18 protein-coding genes are annotated in these 22,676 nt (G+C 53.2%); 9 read left to right on the top strand and 9 right to left on the bottom strand.

Annotated elements, in window-relative coordinates:
- Positions 1-7 precede the first annotated feature (7 nt).
- From GJJ30_RS23680 to GJJ30_RS23665, 4 genes are all read right to left on the bottom strand, one after another.
- Positions 8-484 carry a response regulator gene (locus GJJ30_RS23680; protein WP_154177668.1) on the bottom strand — a complete coding sequence of 159 codons (477 nt, stop codon included), beginning with the start codon at positions 482-484 and terminating at the stop codon, positions 8-10.
- A 186-nt stretch (positions 485-670) separates the two neighbouring features.
- Complete coding sequence (gene mtgA / locus GJJ30_RS23675; RefSeq protein WP_154177667.1) at positions 671-1,471, bottom strand: monofunctional biosynthetic peptidoglycan transglycosylase; 801 nt, start codon at positions 1,469-1,471, stop codon at positions 671-673.
- A 90-nt stretch (positions 1,472-1,561) separates the two neighbouring features.
- Positions 1,562-2,707: a radical SAM family heme chaperone HemW gene (gene hemW / locus GJJ30_RS23670; protein WP_154178707.1), complete on the bottom strand. Its 1,146-nt coding sequence runs from the start codon at positions 2,705-2,707 to the stop codon at positions 1,562-1,564.
- 57 nt (positions 2,708-2,764) lie between these two features.
- Positions 2,765-3,217, bottom strand: a complete 453-nt coding sequence (locus GJJ30_RS23665) for a GNAT family N-acetyltransferase (protein ID WP_154177666.1) — start codon at positions 3,215-3,217, stop codon at positions 2,765-2,767.
- A gap of 349 nt (positions 3,218-3,566) precedes the next feature.
- On the opposite strand from GJJ30_RS23665, the gene GJJ30_RS23655 reads away from it, so the two are divergent.
- Positions 3,567-3,977: a DoxX family protein gene (locus tag GJJ30_RS23655; protein WP_154177664.1), complete on the top strand. Its 411-nt coding sequence runs from the start codon at positions 3,567-3,569 to the stop codon at positions 3,975-3,977.
- Here the strand turns inward: GJJ30_RS23655 and GJJ30_RS23650 are convergent.
- The 3 genes from GJJ30_RS23650 to GJJ30_RS23640 form a co-directional block, all read right to left on the bottom strand.
- A complete protein-coding gene (locus GJJ30_RS23650) occupies positions 3,974-4,774 on the bottom strand; it encodes a PhzF family phenazine biosynthesis protein (protein ID WP_154177663.1) in 801 nt (266 codons plus the stop codon). The two genes, GJJ30_RS23655 and GJJ30_RS23650, sit on opposite strands and share 4 nt — an antisense overlap.
- Before the next feature lie 15 nt (positions 4,775-4,789).
- Positions 4,790-5,476, bottom strand: a complete 687-nt coding sequence (gene hxpB / locus GJJ30_RS23645) for a hexitol phosphatase HxpB (protein ID WP_154177662.1) — start codon at positions 5,474-5,476, stop codon at positions 4,790-4,792.
- A gap of 143 nt (positions 5,477-5,619) precedes the next feature.
- Positions 5,620-5,907: a YciI family protein gene (locus GJJ30_RS23640; protein WP_154177661.1), complete on the bottom strand. Its 288-nt coding sequence runs from the start codon at positions 5,905-5,907 to the stop codon at positions 5,620-5,622.
- A gap of 133 nt (positions 5,908-6,040) precedes the next feature.
- Here GJJ30_RS23640 and GJJ30_RS23635 point away from each other — a divergent pair, with 133 nt between their 5' ends.
- From GJJ30_RS23635 to GJJ30_RS23625, 3 genes are all read left to right on the top strand, one after another.
- Positions 6,041-8,512, top strand: a complete 2,472-nt coding sequence (locus GJJ30_RS23635; protein WP_154177660.1) for a S9 family peptidase — start codon at positions 6,041-6,043, stop codon at positions 8,510-8,512.
- A 216-nt stretch (positions 8,513-8,728) separates the two neighbouring features.
- Complete coding sequence (locus GJJ30_RS23630; RefSeq protein WP_154177659.1) at positions 8,729-9,943, top strand: alpha/beta hydrolase family protein; 1,215 nt, start codon at positions 8,729-8,731, stop codon at positions 9,941-9,943.
- 127 nt (positions 9,944-10,070) lie between these two features.
- Complete coding sequence (locus GJJ30_RS23625) at positions 10,071-10,400, top strand: hypothetical protein (protein ID WP_154177658.1); 330 nt, start codon at positions 10,071-10,073, stop codon at positions 10,398-10,400.
- A gap of 133 nt (positions 10,401-10,533) precedes the next feature.
- Here GJJ30_RS23625 and GJJ30_RS23620 read toward each other — a convergent pair whose 3' ends face one another.
- Both GJJ30_RS23620 and GJJ30_RS23615 read right to left on the bottom strand, forming a co-directional pair.
- The gene (locus tag GJJ30_RS23620) at positions 10,534-11,670 is read right to left on the bottom strand and encodes an endo-1,4-beta-xylanase (RefSeq protein ID WP_154177657.1); all 1,137 of its coding nucleotides are present in this window, start codon (positions 11,668-11,670) and stop codon (positions 10,534-10,536) included.
- Positions 11,671-11,798: 128 nt separating this feature from the next.
- Positions 11,799-12,980, bottom strand: coding sequence for an aldose epimerase family protein (locus GJJ30_RS23615; protein WP_154177656.1), 1,182 nt, complete (start codon positions 12,978-12,980; stop codon positions 11,799-11,801).
- 219 nt (positions 12,981-13,199) lie between these two features.
- Here GJJ30_RS23615 and GJJ30_RS23610 point away from each other — a divergent pair, with 219 nt between their 5' ends.
- The 5 genes from GJJ30_RS23610 to GJJ30_RS23590 all read left to right on the top strand — a co-directional run bounded on the left by GJJ30_RS23610 (position 13,200) and on the right by GJJ30_RS23590 (position 22,669).
- Positions 13,200-14,195: an FHA domain-containing protein gene (locus GJJ30_RS23610; protein ID WP_154177655.1), complete on the top strand. Its 996-nt coding sequence runs from the start codon at positions 13,200-13,202 to the stop codon at positions 14,193-14,195.
- A gap of 157 nt (positions 14,196-14,352) precedes the next feature.
- Positions 14,353-15,780, top strand: a complete 1,428-nt coding sequence (locus GJJ30_RS23605) for a PP2C family protein-serine/threonine phosphatase (protein WP_154177654.1) — start codon at positions 14,353-14,355, stop codon at positions 15,778-15,780.
- Complete coding sequence (locus GJJ30_RS23600) at positions 15,780-17,366, top strand: serine/threonine protein kinase (protein ID WP_154177653.1); 1,587 nt, start codon at positions 15,780-15,782, stop codon at positions 17,364-17,366. Before GJJ30_RS23605 ends, GJJ30_RS23600 begins: the two co-directional genes overlap by 1 nt.
- A gap of 4 nt (positions 17,367-17,370) precedes the next feature.
- Positions 17,371-18,669 carry a serine/threonine protein kinase gene (locus tag GJJ30_RS23595; RefSeq protein WP_154177652.1) on the top strand — a complete coding sequence of 433 codons (1,299 nt, stop codon included), beginning with the start codon at positions 17,371-17,373 and terminating at the stop codon, positions 18,667-18,669.
- A 16-nt stretch (positions 18,670-18,685) separates the two neighbouring features.
- On the top strand, positions 18,686-22,669 hold the full coding sequence (locus GJJ30_RS23590; protein ID WP_154177651.1) for an FtsW/RodA/SpoVE family cell cycle protein: 3,984 nt from the start codon (positions 18,686-18,688) through the stop codon (positions 22,667-22,669).
- Positions 22,670-22,676 lie beyond the last annotated feature (7 nt).

Raw genomic sequence — 22,676 nt, 5'->3', positions numbered from 1 at the left:
CAACTTCTCAAAGTTTTGACCAGTGGACGCTGGGCACTTCCAGAAAACAGGTTTGCATACTAATCACCAGATGGTTATAATCATCCATCAGGTTCGGTTTTTGTAAATACCCGTTTGCTCCCAGTCCGTACGCTTTCTGCACCAGATCTTCTTCAATGGAAGTGGATAACATAACGGTTGGAATATGCTTCAGTGAATGATTGGTTTTGATTGCTTCCAGCAATTCGATTCCGCTCATCCGGTGCATATTCACATCTAAAATAATCAGGCCGCATTTCGAAATTTTCTCTTTCGAATGATCACCGGCCAGTAGCCAGTTCATCAACTGCTCCCCGTCCTCAAACTGGATAACCTGGTGTTTGGACCCAATATTTTGAAAGGCCCGCATGATAAACTGACGATCATCTTCATCGTCATCTACGATAATAACACAGATTTTGCGCTGTAAAGAAAGGGAGTTTAAAATCTTCGCTGGCTGCGACATTATCGTAAGTATGAGTTCAAACTACGGTGATAATTCGAATAATTAATCAGGAGAAAAGCAGGGCAAGCAATTGAAATAGCCTTGAATGAAACCAGAAAAACTAACTTACTTGTAAGAATTGCAAAGAAAATGGTGCCTTTTTGTCCCGCTTATATCTTGAATAAAAATACAATCAATTCCATCAATTTACAAATTTTCGAGGTAATTACGACCGCCCAGGTAGCGCATCTGGCGGGCAATCTGGCGGGTTCTGCGTTGCGTATAGGCCGACGGTTTTTTGATGGAAAATAAGCGGGGATTGGGCAAAACGGCGGCAATTCGGGCGGCTTCGGTGCGAGTCAGCGACCTGGCGGAATGGCCGTAATAGCGCCGGGAAGCGGCTTCGACGCCGAAGGTCAGCGGACCGGTTTCGGCTACGTTCAGATACACTTCCAGAATCCGTTCCTTGCCCCAGATCAATTCGATCAGGAACGTAAAATAAACCTCCAGTCCTTTGCGAATGTAACTCCGGCCGTTCCAGAGAAAAACATTTTTTGCCACCTGCTGAGAGATAGTGCTCGCGCCACGCGGCCGTTTCCGGCGCTGGTTTTCCTTAATGGCGTCCTGAATTTCGTCAAAATCGAAGCCCCAATGGTTCGGAAAAGCCTGGTCCTCCGACGCAACAACCGCCAGTGCGGCTTCCCTGGAGATGTCTTCGTAAGGCGTCCAGTTTTTATAAAGCTTGCTGTCCTGATCTTCCGATGCAGCCTCCATTTTCCGCGAAATCATCAGGGGCGTAATCGAAACCGGCAGGTATTTCAGCAAAACGACCCAGCCGAACGAGGTTAAAAACAGAACCGTTACCAGCTTGATAATCAGTCGGACAACTCTTTCCAGCCACGGGCGCTGACGGATGTAGGAACCGGCGCGCGGGGATCGGCCCGAACGGGATGAAACCGAATGTGGCGGTGTTGAGCGCAAGCGATTAACGGGACGAGGAGTACTCATTAAACGCAAATTTAGTTAAGAGTGATGAGTTATGAGTTAAGAATTATTTAATGAAGAGTTAAAAGCATTCATCAGCCAGCTCAAAATTCATCACTCATCATCCACAAACAGTTCGGCGGCTACGCGGTCGGCAAAGAGTTTGCCGGTTGGTGTTAAGGTTAGCACGTAGTTTTCGAGCGAAAGCCAGCCCTGTTCCTGTAATTTTTGCAGTTCAGTTCGACGAAGAACCTGAAAATCAGCGCCCACCAGCTTGGTCAGCTCCCGAAGGTCACACCCCCATTTGGTACGGATTCCCGTCAGTAAATAGTCGTTGACCTGATCGGCGCGCGATAATTCTTCTATTGTTCCGGGAACTTCGCCTTTTTCAATTGCCCGGATATACTGCGAATTGTTGGCAACGTTAAACTGGCGGCTGGGGCCGTTGAACGAGTGCGCACTCGGGCCAATGCCGAGATACGGTCGCCGTTTCCAGTAGCTGCTGTTATGGCGCGCTTCGCGGCCCGGTTTGGCAAAGTTCGAGATTTCGTACTGCTCGTAGCCGTTTTCGGCCAGGGTTTGCACCAGCATAGTGAACTGTTCGGCCGCAAATTCATCGTCCGCAGCCTGCAAACGGCCTTTTTTGAGCCAGTTCCCGAAAACCGTGCCCGGTTCAATCGTCAGGCAATAAGCCGAAACATGCGGAACATTCAACGCCATCGCTTTCGCCAGATCCGCCTGCCAGGTGCGGTGGTTTTCGGCGGGAATACCGTAAATCAGGTCAATTGTCAGGTTATCAAAACCGTTTTCCTGCGCCAGCCGCACGCAGCTTTCGGCTTCCGATGCCGAGTGCGCCCGGTTCATCATCCTGAGGTTCTCTTCGTGAAACGACTGAATGCCAATGCTCAATCGGTTTACATAGTTCCGGAAAACCCGCAACGGAGTCGTCGGGTCAGCCGACGAACCGATCAGATCATCCGGATTGGCTTCGAGAGTAATTTCAGCATCCGGCGAAACCGTATAAAACCGGTGAATCGTTTCAAAAAGCTGGGCCAGCTCCGCTTCCGTGAGCAATGAAGGGGTACCACCGCCGAGATAAATAGTTTCCAGGTGGCGGTTTGGCAAATAGTCCCGCTGCAATTCGATTTCCCGGCATAGCGCATCCACCAGGGCGGTTTTTTGCTTCAGACTGGTGCTAAAATGAAAGTCGCAGTAATGGCAGGCTTGTTTGCAGAAAGGGATATGAACGTACAGATGCATCGGCGAAACTACAAATCTTGCGCGGATCAAGTTCCTGATGGGCGATTTTGCCACTCCTCAAAGTCGCTTTTCCAGCACAATCGTCGTGTGGCTGTCGGCGCTGGCGATGGTACCAATGATGTCGAAACCCGATCGGATGTTCAGAATGAGCATGTCACGCCATTGGTTGCGGGTATGCGTCCGAACCGTATGAAAACCGTTGGATCGGCACCAGTCATGCTGCCGGTTCATGAATTCGCCCGCGATGCCCTGCCGCCGGTAATCCGGACTAACGCAGCCAAGCCAGCTGTAGAAATGACCGGGTTTGCGCTGGTAACCCATTTTATATCCGACAACCGCCTGATTGTCAAGGGCCAATATAGTCAGTAGATTGCGGTTTTTCACCGCTTCAAACTCCTGAAGAAGTTCGTCGGCAGTTTGGCCGCTAAAAACGCGCTGGTGCAAGTCAATAATTGCCCGCAGCATGGGCTCGGGTGGAAAACCGTTGTAAATTTCATAGTGGAGTTGCATGGCCCAAAGTTGGCAAGAAATCCAGCTCAACTAATTATCCAACGGTCAAAAAAATGAAGCTATTGCCGGGAAAAAGTTATTTATCAGGGCAGTTTTTGCAATGCTTCCCTTTCTTTTTCCATTTTTTACAGCACTTTTTGAATACGCATTCCACATCGCCCCCGAACGGATTCCGGTCGAACTCCTTGGGCGATTCGGTCAAAAATGAGTTTTCAAACGATTTTTCAGTCAATCCGATCATGGCGCTTTCTACATTGCATCACAAAAGTAGGAGTTATTTAGAATAAATCCAATCATTGTTTATTTCAAGAATATTCCCGTATTTATTTTCATTTCATTCGAATTATCCATGAACTCCATTTTTACCGCGCTAAACCGGTTTCGCCCCTACGCTCCTTTCCTCCTTCGGCTGGCGTTTGGCTACCAGCTTATCGACGCGGCCGGGCACACCGCATTACATCCCGCGGAAGGCATTCCGGCTTATGGAAACTGGCTGAAAGATCTGGGATTTCCGCTCCCGCTGGTGGGTGCCGCCCTGTCGGCGTATACGGAATTTCTGGGCGGTATTCTGATGATTATTGGCCTCTGGACGCGCTGGGCGGCTTTTTTTCTGCTGATCAATTTTGTATTTGCTATTTTGTTCGGCCACCTCGCGATCAGCGACAACTACAAAAACACACTCCCGGCCATTAACCTGCTGGCCATGAGTGTGTTTCTCCAGCTGAATGGTCCGGGAAAACCGTCTATCGACGAACGTTAGAGCTCGAACTCACCCGTCAGATACAGTTTTACCTGCCCGCCAATCTCAACCCGCTCACCGAGCAGTTTGCACCGCAGAAAACCGCCCCGTTTGGAAACCTGCCGGGCCGCGAAGTCCGTTTTGCCAAGCTTGTCGGCCCAATATGGAATGAGCGTCGTGTGTGCGGAACCCGTAACCGGATCTTCGTCAATACCGGATTGGGGGCCGAAAAACCGCGAAACAAAGTCAATCTCGCCCGTACCGGGAGCCGTCACGATCACACCCCGCGCCGGAATTGTCGCCAGTTCCCGGAAATCGGGTTGCAGGTCCAGAATCTGCTGTTCGTTTTCAAAAACGATCAGGTAATCGGTTTTTCCTTTCAACACCTCCACCGGTTTTACACCGCCCAGACTGGTTTCCAGCGCGGGCGGCTGAATTGCGAGGTGCGTAGAGTCAGCCGGAAAATCCAGAATCAGCCAGTCTTCCTCGCGCCGAACCCGCAAAATACCGCTTCGGGAATCAAAGGAAAGCGTATCGCCTTCTTCGGTTTTCTCCAGAAAAAACACCACAAAAGCCGACGCCAGCGTGGCATGCCCGCACAGGTCGACCTCCACCGTGGGCGTAAACCAGCGGATGTGATACAAGCCCTGTTCGCGATCAACGGGAACGTAAAATGCCGTCTCGGCCAGGTTATTTTCGGCCGCAATGGTCTGCATGGTTTCGTCGGGCAACCATTCCGTCAGCGGACAAACCGCAGCCGGATTACCGCCAAAAAGCTGGTCAGTAAACGCGTCAAGTTGATAAAAGCGGATAGGCATAGTGAGTTTAGGTTTTCAGCGGAGTGTTGAGTTGATTGGCAATTCATTCTCTAATCCCCTCAATACCTGCAAATTAAACTGCAAAATGGAGGGGATTTTCAGGGTGGCGATGTTGAATTTGGGGTCGTTGAATTCGTAATCGGCAGGCACGGCTACGGTAAGCATTTCGGCCGCGTGAGCCGATTTCAGGCCATTACCGGAATCTTCAAACGCCACACAGAACGCAGGATCGACGCCCAGTTTTCGGGCCGTTCCCAGATACACATCCGGGTGCGGTTTGTTCCGTTTTTCGAGCGTAGCCGAATGCCAGAGGGCAAAATACGACCGGATGTTCAGCCGATCAATGACGGCTTCGATCAGGTGAATGGGCGAAGCCGACGCAATGGCCATCGGAATGCCCTGCTGCCGAAACAGTTCCAGAATTTCCGGGACGCCCGGCATCGCTTCGGCGTGTTTCCCGATCTGGTCGTAAGCGCCCTGGATAATTTCTGCGCCCACCTCTTCGATGCTGCGATTGTGCCACGGGTGTTTTTCGTACCAGTACCGAACCACGGCATCCGTGGGTAAACCGGTCGTTCTTTTGCACATTTCGTCGTCCATTTCCAGACCCACTGTCCGGAACACGTCAATCTCGACATCCCGCCAAAACGGCTCTGAATCGACCAGCAGGCCGTCCATATCAAATATTGCTGCTTTAATCATTCGCTTTTTCTACGGTAATCGGTATGCAGTTTTTAATTTACGGCGGCTGACGCATTCTTAAATATCGAATATCGAATGTTGAATACTGAATATCGAAATACGTCAGCCACCGTAAACCAAAAGCCGTAAACCGGTCACCAATTTTAAATATCCGCTTGTTTAAACGGCTTAATATCGATACGCTCCCAGACTTTTCCGGTGATATACACTTCCGACTTCAGCCAGTCGTTCAGTTGCTCGGTGGTGTTAAAATCCAGGAGCATCATCGACCCAATCATCTTCCCGTCGGGGTCGAGCAACGCACCACCAAGAACAAACTGCCCAGCGGCTTTCAGTTGGCGGGCATCTTCAAAGTGTTTTGGCCGAACGGCCAGGCGTCGATCCATGGCCTGATCGTCGGTAAAATCGTAAGCGTGAAGAACGTACAGCATAAGTTTTCAATAATACAACAAAAAATAATACCAAAGGGCGGCTGATCAACGCTTGTTTTTGTCCAAATCTAATCCTTTTCCCATTTTCTCGCTAATTTCATCTTTTAAAACCGTTCTAGCTTCACATTCATCAATGAAACAACTTTTCATCGGCTTCTGTTGCCTCCTGATTTTCAGCGCAACTGCCCAAACGCCGACCAAAAACCCACCCCAACTCACCGTTGAAAAAATAATGCAGGACCCGAAAATCTGGATCGGGACTTCGCCATCGGGAATTTTCTGGGCAGAAGATTCCAAAACGATTTATTTCAACTGGAATCCGGTTCGGGCCAAAGGTGATTCGCTTTACAAAATTGTACTTTCCGGCGACCGTAAACCGGTCAAGGTCAGCCCCATTGAACGGCAAAAGCTCCCTCCGGCTACGGGCGGAATTTACAACCGCAACCAAACCCTGAAACTTTACGAAAAAGACGGCGATCTGTTTCTGCTCGACACCAAACCGGGCAAAACCGGTGGCCTTGCCTTACGCCAACTCACCAATACCGTTGAACGGGAAAGCAATCCGGTTTTCAGTGGTGATGAGCAGCGCGTAATTTTTGCCCGAGCCAATAATATTTTCACGATTTCGCTGGCCAACGGCGAACTGACGCAGGTCACCAATCTGGACCCCGGCAGCAAAAAAACGACCCCCAAACCCAACGACCAGGAAGCCTGGCTGAAACGCGACCAACTGGCGCTGTTCGACGTGTTGAAGGAACGGAAAGCGAAAAAGGACGAAGGTGACAAAATTACCAAAACCGGTCAGCCCAAACGCCCGAAGCAATTTTATACCGAAGGCCGGACCGTACAGAATCTCCAACTCAGCCCCGACGGCCGGTTTGCCACCTTTTCGCTGCTGAAATCGGCACAGGGCGCCAAAACCGCCATTGTGCCGAGCTACGTGACCGAATCCGGTTTTACGGAAGATCTGACCGCGCGTACCAAAGTAGGCGCTCCATTTTCCAGCTCGGAGTTTTATGTGTATGATATTCAGCGTGATACCATTCAATCGGTTTCGACTAAAAACATTCCGGGGATTACTGACTCGCCGGATTATACCAAAACCGCATCGGCTCCCGCTCCTGTTCCCGACGCGAACACCAAAGGGCCATCGGCGGGCGAAACCGCCACAGATACCGCCCGAAACCTGAAGAAACTGGCCAATCGGGCGGTGACGATTTCCGGGCCGATCTGGTCGGAAGACGGGAAATATGCCGTGGTTATCATTCGCGCGTTCGACAACAAAGACCGCTGGATTATGCAGCTCGATCCGGCCACCCGCCAGCTTAAACCCCTTGATCGCCAGCGCGATGAAGCCTGGGTGAGCGGTTTTGGACCCCAGTCCGGCATGAGCGGTTTTCTGGCCGATAATCAGACTTTTTATTTCCCATCCGAAGCCGATGGTTATTCCCATTTGTACACCGTCAATGTGGCAACGGGCGAAAAGAAACAGTTGACGAAGGGAAAATTTGAAGTCCAGCAGATTCAGTTGTCGAAAGACAAAAATTATTTCTACCTGACTACCAACGAAGTACACCCCGGCGAACAGCATTTTTACCGGATGTCGGTCAATGGCGGGGAACGCACCAAACTCACCACCATGACCGGTGCCAACGACGTCACTCTCTCGCCCGACGAAACCAAACTGGCCGTTCGCTATTCGTATAGCAACAAACCGTGGGAGTTGTTTTTGATGAATAATGTACAATTAACAATGAACAAGGGACGAGAAAAAGCAATTGCCCCGTCCACACCGGTTCAGTTAACGCAGTCCTTAACGCCTGAATTTCAGGCGTATCCCTGGCGCGATCCGGCGATTGTCACCATCCCGGCGCGCGATGGACAAACCATTTACGGGCGGCTTTTTAAACCTGCCAAACCGAATGGCAAAGCGGTTTTGTTTGTCCACGGCGCCGGTTATCTGCAAAATGCGCACAAGTGGTGGAGCCAGTATTTCCGGGAATACATGTTTCATAACCTGCTGGCCGACAAGGGCTATACGGTTTTAGACATCGATTACCGGGCCAGTGCAGGCTACGGCCGCGACTGGCGAACGGGCATTTACCGGCACATGGGCGGCAAGGATTTAACCGACAACATCGACGCGGTTCAGTGGCTGGTGAAAGAACACGGAGTCGACGCCAAACGGATTGGTTTATACGGCGGCTCCTACGGCGGTTTTATTACGCTTATGGCGATGTTCACCACCCCCGACGTGTTTGCCGCCGGGGCTGCGCTGCGGCCCGTCACCGACTGGGCGGCTTACAACCACGGCTACACCGCCAACATCCTCAACGAACCCTACACCGACACACTGGCTTACCGGCGCAGTTCGCCCATTTACTTCGCCAACGGGCTGAAAGGGCACCTGCTGATCTGCCACGGCATGGTCGACGTAAACGTTCATTATCAGGATGTTGTCCGGTTGACGCAACGATTGATCGAGCTACGGAAGGAAAATTGGGAAGTGGCCTCCTACCCGCTGGAAGACCACGGTTTTGTGGAACCGACCAGTTGGATGGATGAGTATAAACGAATATTAAAATTATTTGAAGAGCGGCTCTAACCGGCACGAACTAAGGTCTTTTCAACGTTGTTGATTAAATAGGCGTTTTTCGATTGGAAAGCGCCCTTTTTTAGTCACAGCTCATCGGTTTAACGTTTATCATTCGTAGTTTCAGGGAATAAATAAAAACCGCCTAATCTTCAGGTATTCAGGCAAAAAAACAATAAACGTTAAACACTTAACTTTTCAACCAAGTAATAATCCCAACCTTTTCGAATGACGATCAATCGCAAGGAGTTTCTGCTGTCACTCCTCCTGACCATTACGGTTTCCTTATCCGGCTGTGATACTGCCAATAACGGAACCGGCGATCCCAAGCCCGACCCGGATACCTATTTAGTAAGCAGTTCCGAGGTGGCTTCGCTCACCAAAACGCAGTTAGCGGCTCAGATTGGTCAGCAATTCCCGGCGCAGTACCAGGCCGTCGTTCTGTCGTTTCTGAAATACGACGTGAAAGTTTATAAACTGGTTTACAACACCAAATTAGCCGACGGAACGGCCACCAAAGCGTCGGGTGCCATTCTGGTTCCCACCATAACCACCGCTGTTCCGATGGTGAGCCAGCAGCACGGCACGATTCTGAGCGATACGGACGCGCCGTCGAACTTTGGTCCCAACAGCGAAGCGGCTTTTGGCGGTACGCTGTTTGCGTCGATCGGTTTTATCATGGTTTGCCCGGACTACATCGGCTACGGCGAATCGAAAGCCATACCACATACCTACGAATACCGCGAGTCACTGGCAACAGCTTCGCTCGACATGATTCGGGCGGCTAAAGAATTCGTGAAAGCCAAATCCATCAAATGGGATAACCGGCTGTTCCTCAGCGGTTATTCGGAAGGCGGTTTTGCTACCATGTCCTTGCAGAAGAAAATTGAGGAAGAATTTCCGACCGAATTTACGTTGGCGGCTTCCAGCATGGGCGCAGGAGCCTATCACAAGTCGGCGTTCATGAATTACATCATCAATCAGAAAACCCACGGTATTTCGGGCTATAACCAGTTGTATTTGTGGACACTGATCACGTACAACAACCTGTACAAACTGAATAAACCGATGAGTTACTACCTGAAAGAGCCGTATGCCACGCAGGCAACGCAGAACGGGTACAACATCCCGATCAATACCAGCATCAGCAATATTTTCACCGATAGTTTCAAGAAAGCGGTCAACGACGGCACGGATACCGGTTTTCTGAATGCGATCAAGGATAACGACGTGCATGACTGGAAGCCCAAAACTCCGACCTATCTGTATCACGGAACTGCCGACAATCTGGTGTTCTTTTTTAATACACAGGACGCCTACGATGCCATGCGAAAACGGGGAGCAACCAATGTGGAAATAAAACCGCTCGACGGCAAAGATCATTCCACGGCCATTATCGATTATTTACTGGGCACTTATTTTTTCTTCACAAGCGTACATTAATCAAGCCTTTAGCTCAATTTTATCACCGAAAATCCTTCCTTCTGGAAGGATTTTTCTGTTTTTATCCCAACAATTCATCCGCCACGCGGTTTTAGTCTGTAGAAACAAACCAATACCAACCAACGCCATGAAAAAATTGTGGATTGCCGCTCTGCTGGCCACGTTCGGGTTTACAGCAAATGCGCAGACAGTGAAGGAAGAAGCGAAAGAAACCGCGCAACATGCTGGTCAAACCGTTAAAAAAGCGGCTGATGAAGTAGGTGATGAAACCCGCGAAACATCGCAGGAAGTGAAGCAGAAGGCGAAAAAAGCCGGAAAGAAAATAAACAAAGCTGCCGACGATGCGGGTGATGAAGTCCGCGAAACTGCAAAAGAAACGAAGCAGAAAGCCCGCGAAGCCAAACGGAATACCGGAAAGAAAATAGAAAAAGCGGGCGAGAAAATGCAGGAAAATTAAGATCTGTTGAAGGACTGATTGGTTAAGAATGGCTGGATGGTTAAAAATGGTTTACATGGCTGAATGGCTACTAACCGTTTTCAACCATCCGACCATTCTTAACCATTTTTTTTTGCCATTTAATCATTTAACGCTATTTCCCTTTCCCCGTCATCTTCCTGATGAACGTTGTTTCGGCGGCAATGTAGGGCTGGCCGTTTTCGCGGAAAATATCGTGGAACCACACCGGCGGCTCGGCCGTGTACTGCTTCTGCCACGAATCCCACGGATAAATGGTGTTCGATTTTCCGGACACAAATCCCCAGTTGATCATGCCCACATGCTCGGTTTTGCCAATCGGCAACGAGCCTTCAAAGGTGCTTCCCGCCGGGCGAGCCATGTATTCGGTACAAATCAGGGGCCGGCCAAACTTTTTGAGTTCGTTGACGCGCTTCTGAAATTCGGCGGGCGGGCCGTAGTTGTGGAACGTAATCACGTCGGAATTCTGAACCAGAAACTTGTTCATCTCATCCATTTTTTCGAGTGACGACCAGTCGCCCTTCCAGGGGCCGGACGTAATCGGCTGCGTCGGTTTTGCTTCGCGCGCCCAGCCAAAACCGGCTTTCACCAGTTCAACGCCCAGTTGCGCTTTGTTCGGCAGTTCGGTTTTGATTTTGCCGTTTTTACCGTAGCTGTTGTTGTTCTCATTGTCCGGTTCGTTGACAATGTCCCAGGCCAGAATCCGCTTGTCGGCCCGGAACGTACCCACGATATCCTTCACATAGCTCCGCAGACTTTCCCACTTGGTTTTGTCGCTTAAGATAGCCGCCCCGGGGCCTTGCACCCAGCCGGAATTATGCCGTCCTAAAACCGGTGCATGCTGCTTACCCAGCTTGGGTTGCGGGTCCCAGCACGAGTCGAACAGCACCAGCATCGGCCGGATTTTGTGTTTGGCACACAAAGCCAGAAACTGATCGATGCGGTTTTTGAATCCTTTGGCATCCTGCCGCCAGACCATGTCGTGCAGAAAAACCCGCATCGTATTCATCCCCAGGCTTTCGGCGTAACCCAGCTCCTTGTCGATCCGCTTCGGGTCGAAGCTCTCGGCCTGCCACATTTCCAGTTGGTTGATGGCGCTGGCGGGCAGAAAGTTACTTCCGACCAACCAGGGCTGGTTTTTGTACCAGTCGTTGGCCTGCTTCGGTGTCCACTGCTGCGCGATGGCCCAAAAAGACGACACGCTCAGTAAAACCGCCAAAACAATCCGCCGTATTAATTGAAGTTGATTCATAAATAATTCGAAAGTTTTATAGAGAATTTGGGGTTGTTACACAGAGTTAATCAGAGAACATCAGGGGTAATCAGAGGTGTCCCTGATAAACTCTGATGCCCTCTGATTACCCCTGTGTACCAACTAATTTATTTTACCGAAAACCGGTATTCCGTCGTGGTTTTGTACGTATCGCCCGGTTTTAGAACGGTGGTCGGGAATTTGGGCTGGTTGGGCGAATCGGGGAAATGCTGGGTTTCCAGACAGAAAGCATTGCGTTTTTCGTACGGTTTGCCCGCTTTGCCGGTGCGTTTGCCGTTCAGAAAGTTACCGCCGTAGAACTGAACGCCCGGCTCGGTGGTCAGGACATCCATCGAAATACCGGTTTTGGGCGACGTCACCGTGGCAATCAGGCGCGGTTCAGCGGTTTGGCCGCCGTTCAGCACGAAGTTATGGTCAAAACCGCCCCCGTTTTTCATCTGCTGATCTTCGGAATCCTGACGATCGCCGATAGCCACCGGTTTCCGCAGATCGAAGGGTGTACCGTCGACCTTCGCCAGTTCGCCCGTCGGAATCAGCGTGGCATCCACCGGCGTGTAGCGATCCGCCTTAATTTCAACGAGGTGATCGGCCACCGAGCCCGAGCCTTCGCCGTTCAGGTTGAAATAGGCGTGGTTGGTCAGGTTTACAACCGTCGTTTTGTCGGTAGTTGCCTGATAATCAATTCGGATGCCGTTATCGTCGGTCAGCGTATACGTCACATCGACGTTCAGCGTACCGGGGTAATTTTCCTCCCCGTCCGGCGAGGTATAGTGGAGTTTCAGCACATTATTACCAGCGGGCGTAGCGTCCCACATTTTGGCGTTGAACCCTTTTTTTCCGCCGTGCAGCGAGTTGGGGCCGTTGTTGGTCGCCAGTTTATACGTCTTGCCTTCGAGCGTAAATTGCCCTTTGCCAATGCGGTTTCCGTAGCGCCCCACCAGCGTTCCGAAGAACGATTCGTTCGCCAGGTAATCGTCGATGCTGCTGTGGCCCAGATTCACATCCACCATTTTGCCGGTTTTATCCGGCACCAGAATACTGACGATGCGGCCACCGTAGTTGGTAATGGCCACCTTCATGCCTTTGGAATTGGTCAGCACGTATAAATCATTCTTTTTACCATCGACGTCTTTCTGAAAACGTGACCGCTCGGGCAAACCGCTGGCTGAATCAGCGGCTGCGGTGGTTGTACTATCCGACATAGTTGAATTGGATTCTGCTTTGTTTTGGGAGTTATTGCAGCCGACCAGCAGGCCCAGCAGGACGGCAGTGAGAAAGTATTGTTTCATAAAAGGGTATAGTAGGATTGGGTTTATAAAACCCGGTTCCGTTCGGTGCGTCAAATCCGAAAGCCGGGCGTCAAATATCAGACTTATTTTGTAAAAACTATAAATCTGCACTGAAAAGGCGGCAACCGGCCCCGCAAAAGCAGTAACTTAGTGGCTGGTCAAACGAAATCTTTTACCTTCAACGTTAAAGGGACAATACCATCCTAACGGAATTCACTCATGGCAGATCAGTCCAGCGGCTGGCTTAGTAAATTAGGAAATCTACTGGTTCCAGCCAGTGAAACCAAAGATAATCCGATCGCTCCCGTTACCAACACCCGCATTCTGAACGAGCTCATTGCCTCTTTCGAGGATTCGCTGGTGCGGGAATCGGTGGGAAAAAGTATGCTTTTCAACGCTCATTTTCTGATTATTCTTCATCCCGAAACCTACGAAGCCCGCCAGAATGCGTTTCCGGTGATTGTCAATGAAGCCGTCAATGCGTTTAAAGCCCATGTCGAGTCGAAGAAAGCGCAGTTTGAAAACATCGCACCGGTGGCTTCCAGCTGGTTTTTCAAGTTTGGGGGAGGCCGGGAGTTCGGTGGGGAACCCATCGAACCGGCGGATGTCAAGGTGGTAGGGGCGCTGACCGGTATTTTGCCGGGCAACGAATCGGTGCAGGTTCCGGACCGCATTCATGTCACGCGCCGGGTGAAGCAGACCAACCGGTTTGAAAAAGTGGACGTAGACCTCAACACCTTCCGCCACATCGATTTTCGCGAACCGGGGGCTTTTGTTGTCAAATTCACCTTTGAGCAGCCGCCAGCCGCCCGGTCGGCAGTGGCGCCCCCCGCAGCCCGGAATTCCCCGGCACTGCCCCGAAATCAGGGCGACGGGCTGGCGCAGATCGACCATTACATTGCAGAACTGAACCGGGAAGATTCTTACCGGATGCGCGACCGGGAAATTGTTATTGCCCGCAAAGAGCCTGACAACCAGCACTTTCCGAACTATCTTTTGCTCGAATCGGCCTACGTTTCGAACCCTCACGCCCGGATTCGTTTCAACGACGAACTCCAGCGGTTTCAGATTGCGTCGTTCAGCCGGAACGAAACGCGGGTGAACGAACAACTCATTCCCCGGAGTGAACCCGCCAGCCCGCAGTGGTATCCGCTGCCGGATCAGGCCCAGATTCTGCTCAATAGTATGGTAACCTTAACTTTTCAGCGCACCTAGGAAGATGATCGATGCATTACTCGTTGGGCTGTTGCTGCTGTTCGTGCTGTTTCTGGTCGTCCGGCATTTTCAGGATTTACCCCGATAAAGCCAACAGTTTGTTCCGCCAGCGGTTCTGTTAACAGAACTGTTCAACTTTTGACGTTTCCTTTTCTGCATGAATTCATTCCAACTTGCCGGCCAGACGGATGCAGGCCAACGCCGAACCAGTAACCAGGACACGTTTATCAGCTCGATGATCTGGTCGAAATCCAGTGCCTTGCTGGCCGTAATCGACGGTGTGGGCGGGTATGCCGGAGGAGACCGGGCGGCAGCTATTGCGAAGGAATCGATTGAACAGTACATGGCCACGCCCAACGGTGATCCGCTGTCGATGCTGCGCGAAGCCGTCGTTTTTGCCAACAACCAGATTTACGCCCAGCGCGAACAAAACCGTGAGCTGGGGCAAATGTGCTGCGTGTTGACAGCCGCGCTGGCCGACAGCAGCTCGAAAAAAGTGTTTTTTGTGCATGTAGGCGATACCCGACTCTACCGGTTTCGGCAGGGTGTGCTAGAAAAACTAACCCACGATCACTCGATGGTTGGAGCGCGGGAAGATGCGAATGAACTCACGGAAACCGAAGCCATGCAACACCCGCGCCGGAACGAAATTCTGCGCGACGTCGGCTCACTTCGGCACCGGGTAGACGATGCGGATTTTCTGGAGTCGGGCGAAACGGATTTTCGGCCGGGCGATTCCCTCCTGCTGTGCAGCGACGGCCTGACCGATATGATCACCCAGGCGCAAATTCTGGGGGTTCTGAACCAGTCGCAGACGCTTGATGAACAGGTCGCGGAGCTGATCCGACTGGCCAACGAAGCGGGCGGCAACGATAACATCACGGTGGTGCTGGCCAAAGACGCAAGCCCGGTCAACGGACATTCCGTTTCGGCCACAACCCACGCCCAAAAGCAGGTACAGAAACCGGTTGCCGCATCGGCCGCCAGCCCAAAAGCGGTTTCAGAACCCGTAAAACCGGCTAAACGCAGTTTTTTGGGCGTCTGGATTCTGCTGGGATTATTCCTGGCGGGAGGCATTGCGGGACTGGTTTGGTACAACAACCAGCCTGAAGGCGATTCGGAGATTACCGCCCCACTCGTGACCAGCGATACGTTACCGGGCGACTCCCTGGCGGTTTCTCCGCTGGATTCGTTGCTGCAAACGGCTTACCGAAGCAGCGATCACCGGCTGGCGTTACCGGCCGACACGTTCCGACTCGTAAACCCGCTGGTATTGAACGACTCCCTGCTCAGTCTGGTGGGAGATTCGCGACTGACGGTTTTTGTTCCCGCCGATACGGCACAGGCCAAACTGGCCTTTCGGATCAACCGGACCGGACCGATTCGCGTCGAAAATCTGCTGATCAGCGGTTTTAAAACGGGTATTGAAACTGCTCCCGGAACAAATCTGCAACTCTCAAACGTGTATTTTCGCGGGGTGGATTTGCCCATTCAGGCGGTTATCCGCCAGGACACCTTCCGCCGTGCCGGTATTATGGTTACTTTACAGAATCCACCTGATTCATCCAAAACGCAACGTCAGTAATGTCCACCATACGGTTTGATACACGGTTTCCGGGCTACGAAGTGCTGAGTGAACTCGGGCGCAGCAACGCCCGTATTCTGAAGGCCCGTCACCTGGCCACGGGCGATCTGGTGGCCATCAAACACTTCGCCCTCAACACCGACGAGGAGACGCTCCGGCGGTTTCAGCGGGAATCGGCCATCATGACCAGCATTGCGCACCCTAACGTGGTGAAAGTTCGGGAAGTACAACTCGAAGCCGAGCTGCCGTACATTGTCATGGAACTGATTGAGGGCGGTAGCCTGAAACAGCTCATTGCCGGTCAAAACCGCATCGACATTTCGACTACGATCCGGCTAGGCTTGCAAATGGCGAGTGCGTTCAAGGCCATTCACCCGCAGGGAATCGTGCACCGGGACGTAAAACCGGAGAATATTCTGTACCGCCCCCTGCCCAGTGGCGAATTGCATTTTCTGCTGACCGATTTCGGCATTGCCCGATTGCACGAACAGTCCAATACGCTGACGGGGCAATCGCTGATGACCTACGAATATGCCTCGCCTGAGCAGTTTAACGAGCCCAGGGGCGTCGGCCCGGCTACGGATTACTATTCACTGGGCGTGGTTTTGTACGAATGTCTGCACGGAAGCGTGCCGTTTGCGCTGGACGATCAGTCGGGGATTGTGACGTTTATGAACAAAGTGCTGACGGAACCGCCCCCTGCCCTGACCGTAACCAGCGAAAACCCAACGTTGGGTTTATTTACGGAACTGCTGGAAGGCTTATTGAAAAAGAAAGCCAGCGAACGCCTGAGTGATCCGGACGAGCTGACGTGGTTACTGAAACAGTCGGAACTGAATTACCTCCGAACGAACCGGACCGGTTCGAAAACCGCACCGCCCGCCATTGGTAGTGAACCGAATAAGACCAAACCGAAACCCGAACTACCCGAAGCCGTTCGGCCCGAACCAGGTCCGGTAAAACCGGAACCAGCCAGTCCGGCTCCAACCCATTCGTCCCGAAAACCGTGGTTACTGCCCGTTCTCATACTGGTCGTGCTGGCGGCTGGTGCTGGTCTTTATTATGCCAATACCGGTTCGATACCGAAACCCATTGCCAGCGTATTGCCCCTCAACGATACCACGGCCGCACTCGCTCCAGCCCAGCAGACGGACGGCGACGAAACCACTGTCGCTGAGGAAGATACCATGAATCTTTATCTGGCAAAACAAGCCAAACGGCGTGAGCAGTTGCAGGAACAGTTAGCCGCTGCGGGAAGGACCCTGAGCGTGGAAGTACTCAGTCTTAAAGTAGGTTTCTTCGGCGGGATCAAACAGGCCCGGATTCAACTGGAGAACCCCAGCCCGTTTCCGTTTCCGGCCGTGTCCGTTCAGGTCAGTTATTTCAAAGATCAGGGTGGACTTTATAAAACCGAAAAGATGTTCTTTATGAACGTACCGCCCCACTCCTCGCCCGTTCGATCGGCGCCGGACAGCGACCGGGGAACCCGGATGAGTTGCAAAATCCTGAAGTATGACTTTCCGAAAAATCTGGACTCGCTGATGCGCGTTGTTCCGGCCGCGATCGACTCGATAAACAACGAATGAACTCATGCCAACCGTAAGCGTCAATACGCATTTTCCGGGGTACGAAATAATCGGCGAACTGGGTCGCAGCAACGCCCGCGTGCTGAAGGCCCGCCATCTGGCCACGGGCAATCTGGTGGCCATCAAACACTTCGCCCTCAACACCGACGCCGAAACGCTCCGGCGGTTTCGGCTCGAATCCGAGTTGATGACCGACATCCGGCACCCGAACGTGGTGAGCGTCCGGGAGGTTCAGCTCGATATGCCCATGCCGTTCATCGTTATGGAATGGATCGAGGGCGGCAATCTGCGGGCGCTGCTGACGGAAAAAGGGCATCTGGAAATTCCGACGGTCATCCGGCTGGGCCTGCAAATGGCCGAAGCGTTTCAGGCCATTCATCCGCGCGGCATTATTCACCGCGACATTAAGCCGGAGAACATTCTTTTTCGGTCGTTACCCAGTGGCGAACTGCATTTTCTGCTGACCGATTTCGGTGTAGCCCGGCTGCGCGAACAATCGCAAACCCTAACGGGGCAATCGCTGATGACCTACGAATATGCTTCGCCCGAGCAGTTTGAAAATCCCCGGGGTGTAGATGTGGCGACGGATTATTATTCGCTGGGCGTCGTTCTGTACGAGTGTCTGTCGGGGCGGGTACCGTTTTCGATGGCCGACACTACCGGTATTGCCACGTTCATGCGGGAGGTTTTGCAGACGCCCCACCCGCCGGTTTTTCTGCCCGCCGATCAGTTTCTGCCACCCAGCCTGAGTACCGTTCTGGACTGGACGCTCGCCAAAAATCCGGCCGAGCGGCTGAGCGACGTCAACGAACTGGTTTTGCTGTTCGGTCAGGCGAATGTGGAGCAGTTGCAACACCGTCGACCCACCGGGTTGCGACCGCCGGTCGTGTCGCGCACGATGGCCGCTCCCAAACCGCTGCCCGTACCGGAATTGCCCGAAACCATCGAACCGGAGGAAGAGCCCGCCCGCAGCTTCACCGGATGGCAAATCGGTATTGTGGTTATGGTCGTTTTCCTGATCGGTTTGGCGGCTTTTTATCTGTACGAAGGCAAGAAAACCGGTGCCGATACAACGGTCGCGCCGGACTCGGTGTCAGTAGTGGCCGACTCGTCGCAAACGGAACCCATGCAGGAAGACACTGCCACCTCGTCATCGTCGGAAGAACCCGTTGAAAGCACCATTGACTCAACCCAACTGTACAGCAGTCCCGCACCCAATACCGAAACCAGCCCTCCGACGGTGCCGATTGCCCCACCGGATTCCTTGAAAACCGCCCCGGATTCAACGAAGACGGGTAATTAAATCTTAATTCATTTGCATGAAAGTTCCTTCGGTATCGTCCGGTCGTTTGTATTTACTGGGAGCATCGGCGATGCTGCTTTTGCTGTTTATCCGTCTGTATATCAACCTTTCCTCCGACCTGAACCTGGCGAAACAAGCCCTTGTCAACGGGCAGGCCGTCACCCTGCAGCCCGGTTTGAAATCGGCGCCCATCCAGCGTTTACTCAACAGCGGTAATTATTATAGCGATCCGGCCGACCGGACACTGGTGGCCGATTCGTTAGCCGCCAAATTGGGCGAGACCGGTTCGCCGGATAATCTCGGCGCCATCAACAAGCGGCAGTTTTCCATTCACGCTCCGACGGCCTGGCGCAGCCGCATTGGAGGCATCGATTTTCAAAACCGCCTGCGAATTTCCCGCCAGCAAATGGGCTTCGACTCTGTTCTGTACGTCCGCGAACTTACCAATCCCAAACCGTATCCGGCCACCGTTAGTGTGGGCGACGGAACGGGCACGATTGCCGGGCGGGTGGTCGTTGCGGAGACGAATCTACCGATGGCGAGTGTGCTGGTGCAGCTCAAACGCCACCCCGCCACCGCTCAGCCGGACACGCTGCCCGACCGGTTTTCCTACGCCCGCACCGATCCCGACGGACGGTTTTCCTTTTCGGGTTTGCCTCCGGATGTAGGCTATAGTGTGGTCGCACTGAAACCCGGTTTTGAGTTTGGCAGCCGCCGGGGAACGAGTCGATTAACTGGCAATCAATCATTTACCTTTTCGGCTCGCCCGCACCAGATCCGGCTCATTGGCTCCGTCGTTTACGGCCAGCTCAAAGGCGATCACGCCTTCACCGTTCGCACGCCCACAGCTTTTACGGTGCAATTCTGGGCCATCGTTTTGCTGTTTCTCGGAACGTTCTGGGCCGTGCAGGGCATCTGGGCCATCCGGCGGTTTTATTCCGATCCGCTCCTGCTGCCGATTCTGATGCTGCTAACCGGTATTTCCGTCTTAACGCTGTTAGCCATTCAGGACCCGTTGCAGGACACGCTTTATGCCTGGCAAACGCTGCAGGGCGTGGCGGCCGGGCTGTTCGGTTTGCTGATTATATCCCAACTCAACATCGGCCGCTTTTACGCCAACTGGCGGTTTGACCTGCTGTTTGCCTTCTACAACCGGTCCTCGGTTCGCTTAACAGGCTGGACGTGGCTGGTACTTGCCCTCGGTCTGGCGACACTGACGTTGTTCATTGGGTCGGGGCCGGAAGGCAGCGGAGTTCGCGTCAACCTGTCATTTTTGGGCGTGACATTCCAGCCGAGTGAAATCACCAAATACCTGCTGCTGATTTTCTTTGCCGGTTTTTTTGCCGCCAACGAGCAACAGATTCGCCAGTTACCGGATTTGCGGTGGCGGTTTGCGGTGAGTTTCGGGGCGCTGGCCGGGGCGGGATTGCTCATGCTTCTCTACCTTTTGCTGGGCGATATGGGCCCGGCGCTGGTCGTCTGTTTTACTTTTTTGTTGTTCTACAGCATCGCGCGCGGCAACCTGCCCCTGACGCTGGCTACCGGGCTCGGTTACGGAATCGCCCTGTGGCTGCTGCCCGGCTGGATCGCAACGCTGCTCAGTTTTGTGGTGCTGATCGGCTACATGTACTGGCGGGGAGAGGCCCGTTCCCGAACCGCGCTCGGATGGGCAGCTCTGTTGACGGAAGCACCGGTTTTACTGCTGGTTGTGATGGCGATGTTTGCGTTTGGCGATCAGCTGCCTTTTGTCGGGAGTCGGCTCGCCGACCGCAAAGCCATCTGGCTAAGCCCCTGGAACAACGATGTGTACGGCGGTGATCACCTGGCGCATAGTTTCTGGACACTGGCGTCGGGCGGCTGGACGGGGCAGGGTCTGGGAAAAGGATTTGCGAATGCCATGCCAGCCGCCCATACCGACATGATTCTGCCCAGCGTTGGCGAAGAACTGGGCGGTTTGGGAGTCGTGGTAGTTTTTCTGCTCATGGGCTTGCTCCTCCACCGAACGTTTCTGCACGCCCGCCGGGCGGGTCAGCCGTTCAGCTTTTTTCTGGTGGCTGGTATTGCCATTTCGACAGGCATTCAATTTCTGATCATTGCCAGCGGTTCCATCGGTTTGCTGCCCCTGACGGGGATTAGCGTCCCGTTTCTGAGTTACGGCAAAATTGCGCTCATTATCAACCTGATGGCGATGGGCGTCGTGTTTAGCGTTGCGCACCGACCGGGACAGGTCGAGCAGCGCGAATACCTCGAAAAAAACTACGACGGCGTGCTGATGGCCGGAATTGCCGGTTTTCTGATCGGAATAGCGGTTTTGATTGCTCGCTTACTCCCGATTGTGGGCTGGCGCGGCAACGACTACATCGTCCGGCCTGCCCGCGTCATCACCCGCAACGGCGACCCCATTTACAGCTACAACCCCCGGATCGAGCGGCTGACGCGGGTGCTGGCGTCGGGGACGATTTACGACCGGAAAGGTCTGGTGCTGGCCACCAGTTCGCCGGAGCGGGTTACCCAGCAATTGCCCCGACTGAAACAAAGCGGTCTGGTGCCCGATCAGGTGAAAACCATCACCCAAAAGCGCCTGCAACGCTACTACCCCTTCGGCGAACACCTGTTTTTCTGGACGGGCGATCTGAACACGCAGCTTTTCTGGGGACAAAGCAACGGGTATTACGCCGAAGCGACTCATTTCAGCGAGTTACGCGGTTTTAACAGCCGCCCCCGCAAAACCGAGCTCGTTGCCACCAACTTCCGCGCCGACCGGTTTAGCCCCACGGTTCAGCAAACCCGCATGCTGACTGTTTATGATTACCGGGAGCTGGCAACAGCACTCCGGGCGGGCGTCGACAGCCACGAAGTCGCCGAGCGAAAAGCCAAAAACCGCGATCTGTCGCTGAGTGTAGACGCCGGGTTGCAGGTGGCTTTGCAGCAATCGCTGGCGCAATCCCAATACAAGGACAAGCGGCTTTCGGTGGTCGTGCTGGATGCGGCTTCGGGCGACGTTCTGGCGTCGGCGATGCATCCGTTGCCCAATTTAAAATCGCCGGAAGGTATGCTGTTGTCGGACCGGGACCGGCTGCAACTGCCTTATCTGGTGACCGAGCGGGATTTGGGCATGACCTTCCCGACGGCGCCCGGTTCGACGGCGAAAATTCTGACGGCCATGGCGGCTTTTAACAAACTGGGTTCGTCGGCATCGGCGGTTCGGTACCCCATTTCGTGTCAGGAAATCATCCGCCGGGGAGCGCGGGAGTCGGAACCCTGCGGGGAGTCGGTCGATATGCGAAAGGCCATTGTCCGGTCGAGCAACGTGTACTTTATCCGGCTGGCGAACGATCAGGCGTTGGACAAGCAACTGGCGGACCTTTATCTGGCCACGGGCATGAACGTCGATTACATTGGCGGTTATTCGTTTTCGGATACCCATACTGATCTGGAAGACCGGCAAATTCGGAAACACTGGCAGGATTCGTCGTTTGTGGTTCGCCGGAAACTCTACCAAAGTATGCAGTATCCGAGACGGTACCGCAGCGAGTTTTCGGGGCTGGCCTGGGGGCAGGGACAACTGACGACAACCCCTGCGGCCCTGGCCCGAATGGCGGGAACGATTGCCAACAAGGGCGTTCTGCAGCCGTCGCGCTACGTCGTTTCGCAGGCGGGAAAACCGCGTCCGGTCGGGGCGGGAAAACCGCTGGCCCGCAATCCGGATTACGCAGAACAGTTGAAGGAATTCATGATCGAGCAATCGAATCCGCCGGGACGAAGTAAAATCAGCCTTGCACGGGTGGCCGGAAAAACCGGTACGCCCGAACGGATTGTGCAAGGAGTTCAGCAGAACGACGGCTGGTACGTCTTTTTCGCCCCTACGCCCGATGGTCGGTCGAATACCGTCGTAACGGTACGCATCGAGTTGGGCGAATCCTCGGCGGATGCCGTCAATCTGGCCAATACCGTCGTGGCGCCAATTTTAAAACAGCAACGATATCTGGGTAGTTTTTAACCCGCAA

Source organism: Larkinella terrae, assembly GCF_009668025.1.
Taxonomy (GTDB): Bacteria; Bacteroidota; Bacteroidia; order Cytophagales; family Spirosomataceae; genus Larkinella; species Larkinella terrae.
Note: the sequence above shows the minus strand (reverse complement) of the source record. Positions and strands in the feature narration are given on the sequence as shown.